The sequence below is a fragment of the Mesoflavibacter sp. CH_XMU1422-2 genome, assembly GCF_037029245.1.
Taxonomy (GTDB): domain Bacteria; phylum Bacteroidota; class Bacteroidia; order Flavobacteriales; family Flavobacteriaceae; genus Mesoflavibacter; species Mesoflavibacter zeaxanthinifaciens.
This window is the reverse complement of sequence record NZ_JAYMEE010000090.1, coordinates 474-1,336: the sequence shown is the minus strand read 5'-3', so window position 1 is coordinate 1,336 and position 863 is coordinate 474. Positions and strand designations below refer to the sequence as shown.

Sequence of the window (863 nt, the reverse complement as noted above, 5' to 3'; positions counted from 1 at the left end):
AAATTCATTGCAATTTTCTATCTTTCAGCTCAATCGGAAAATCGTGCCGATTTTCCGCAACTGAAATTTATACGCTAACGTTGTGCGTCATTTCGCAACTGAAAACAAAAATTACCAATAAATGAAATCTGATTATCTGAAAATAATAACTAATGCTTTTCCACAGGAATTGACATCAGATGTTTCGGAGATATTCAAGATTATTCCATTGGAAACAAAATTTGAGTTTGACTTAATAAGTTCGGATTCATATGAAGTGAATATAAATGGAGAAGAATTGAAAATTCCAGTTCGGATTTATTTTAATGAGCCAAAAGAGCAAAATGAAAAGCTTTTAACGGAAAAGCAAAAAGACATTTTAAATTGCCTTTACACAAGACATCACAATGGTTATGTCAGAGAGGAAAGATTAAAAAAGCTATCTGACAAACCAAAAAATTGGAAAACACCATTTATAGTTCAATTATTAGGAGAGTATATTTATGAATTGTTTCCAATAATTGACAAAAAAGTGAATGAAGAAACATTGGAATTTTACCAAGAATTTAAAAATAAAAATCCAAAATATTGGCAACAGACCGAAAGTCGAATTGCAAGTTATTGGAATGAATATTACAGATATAAATTTCCGAAATTGAAAGATTATTTGGGAATTGAAATTATTAACCGAATAAAAAAAACGAACGCACAACAACGGCTATAGTTCATTGCGGCGGAATTTCCTATCGGAAATTCCTGCGTATTTACTAACTTTGGTTTACGGCGGAATAGTTCTGCCGAACCATTCCGCAACGAAACCATAGCCAAAACCGTCGGTTACAATAGCGGAATTAAATACTAAACGTATAAATCGTGTGAATTCC

At 31.9% G+C, this 863-nt stretch carries 1 protein-coding gene; it reads left to right on the top strand.

All coding sequences use genetic code 11. The features are described from left to right. Window positions 1-121: 121 nt before the first annotated feature. The gene (locus WA340_RS12835; protein ID WP_336129380.1) at window positions 122-703 is read left to right on the top strand and encodes a hypothetical protein; all 582 of its coding nucleotides are present in this window, start codon (window positions 122-124) and stop codon (window positions 701-703) included. Window positions 704-863 lie beyond the last annotated feature (160 nt).

Excerpts from the sequence above, each read along its gene's own strand:
- WA340_RS12835 (WP_336129380.1), top strand. The coding sequence starts at position 122 with ATGAAATCTGATTATCTGAAAATAATAACTAATGCTTTTCCACAGGAA.